A 2,059-nucleotide genomic window follows, 5' to 3' on the forward strand; every position below is an offset into this window, starting at 1 on the left:
GATCCCCCTGCCCGGCGGCGGGCCGCTCACCGTGGGACGGGCCCAGGGTCTGGGCATGCTGCTGGGCGGCAACACCCGCGTGGACCGCCTGCACTGGGTCCTCGCCGAGGCCGTGGACCGCACCGGACCCGCGCCGCGCCTGTCCGAGACGTTCCTGGCCGCCGTCGCCGACCAGGACGACCGCCTCGTCAACCCGCTCTACACCGTGCTGCACGAGGCGATCTACGCGCAGCCGGCGGACCTGGCCGGCGGCCGGGCGGACACCGGCTGGTCGGCGTCCCGGATGCTCGCCGAGCACCCGGACTTCGACCCGGAGGCGACCACGGTCCCGCTGCCCACGGGCGAACACGTCATGCCCTGGTCCGTCGAGGTCGACCCCCGGCTGCGGCCCCTGGCCGGCACGGCGCGGCTGCTCGCCGAGCGCACGCAGTGGGGCCCGCTCTACGACGTGGCTGCCCTGGCGCAGAACACCGTCCCCGTGGCCGCCGCGGTCTACGCCGACGACGTGTACGTGGACCGGGACCTCTCGCTCGAGACGGCGCGGCGCGTCCGCGGCCTGCAGGTGTGGGAGACCGACGCCTTCCACCACGACGGCATCGCCGACGACGGGCCGGCGATCCTCGACCGGCTCCTGGCGATGACCGCGGCGGACGGCGCCGGGACGACGACGGCCCCCGACCCGGTCGACTGACCGGCCCGGGGGCCCGGGCGCCGGCGGAGCACTCCCCCGGTGCCGTGATCGGCTCAGACGGTGGGCCCGTCCTGTCGCACGATCTGCTCGGAGACCCCGCGCGCGTCGTCGTCACGGGGATCGGCGAGCCGGGTCTCGTGGGCCGTGCGGATGATGGCCGACCACGCGTCCTTGTGCTCGAGCAGCTGGTCGCGCCAGCGCTGGTCCAGGGCCTCGGCCCGGGCCGTCCAGCGGTCCATCAGGGCGGCGGCGCGCTCGCGCTCGGCCGGGTCGGCGTCCTCGGCCAGCTTCGAGTACCGATACGAGTACTTCTCGGCGTTCTGCAGCGCCCGCAGGGCCTGGCCCTTCGGCGAGGCCAGGGAGATCGCCACGGTGATCGCCAGGATCACGACGACGACCACGAGGGACAGCGTCGTGGGGATCTCGACGACGGGCACGTTCTCGCCGCCGTTGATGAACGGCAGGTTGTTCTCGTGCAGGGCGTGCAGGATCAGCTTCACGCCGATGAACGCCAGCAGCGCGGAGAGCCCGTAGGCCAGGTAGACGAGGCGGTCGAGCAGGCCGTCGATCAGGAAGTACAGCTGGCGCAGGCCCATGAGCGAGAACGCCGTGGCGGTGAAGACGATGTACGCCTCCTGGGTCACGCCGAAGATCGCGGGGATGGAGTCGAAGGCGAAGAGGATGTCCGTGGCGCCGATCGCGATCATCACGAGGAGCATCGGCGTCATGAGGCGCTTGCCGTCCACCGTCGTGAAGAGGCGGTCGCCGTCGAACTGCTCGGAGGCGGGCAGGAACCGCTTGACGAGGCGGACCATCACGTTGTCCGCCTCGTCCTGGGCGCCCTCGGCGTCGCCGGACATCTCGCCCTTGAGCTGGCCGCCGGCGATGATCAGCAGGAACAGGCCGAAGAGGTAGAACACGTCCGACCACGCGGCGATGACGGCGGCGCCCAGCAGGATGAACAGGGTGCGCGAGATCAGCGCGAACGTGATGCCGAACAGCAGCACCTTCTGCTGGTACTCGCGCGGCACCCGAAAGCTGGCCATGATGACCAGGAAGACGAACAGGTTGTCGACGCTGAGCGCCTTCTCCAGCAGGTAGCCGGTGTAGTACTCGACCGCGTGCTGGGTGTCGCCGAAGGCGAAGAACACGAGGCCGAAGACGAGCGCGAGGCCGACGTAGACGCCGGACCAGATCGCGGCCTCCCGGATCGACGGCGTGTGCGCCTTGCGGACATGGGCGAAGTAGTCGAACGCGAGGAGCCCGACGATCAGCGCGATCGTCAGGCCCCAGGTCAGGCCGTTGATTTCCACGGGTCACCTCTCGGCGTCAGGGGTCAGGACGGTGCCGCAAGTCTCTCCGCCCGCC

General features: G+C 71.2%; 1 protein-coding gene and 1 pseudogene. One reads left to right on the plus strand and one right to left on the minus strand.

The window, feature by feature from the left end; all coding sequences use genetic code 11:
- A pseudogene (locus HMPREF3105_RS08510) lies at window positions 1–691 on the plus strand (alpha/beta hydrolase); the annotation flags it as partial.
- A 53-nt stretch (window positions 692–744) separates the two neighbouring features.
- On the opposite strand, the gene HMPREF3105_RS08515 reads toward HMPREF3105_RS08510, so the two are convergent.
- Window positions 745–2,004 (minus strand): TerC family protein, encoded by a 1,260-nt coding sequence (locus HMPREF3105_RS08515; protein WP_036315319.1) that lies wholly within the window; start codon window positions 2,002–2,004, stop codon window positions 745–747.
- Window positions 2,005–2,059: the final 55 nt, after the last annotated feature.

Origin of the sequence: Micrococcus sp. HMSC31B01 (assembly GCF_001816085.1) — a bacterium.
Lineage (GTDB): Bacteria > Actinomycetota > Actinomycetes > Actinomycetales > Micrococcaceae > Micrococcus > Micrococcus luteus.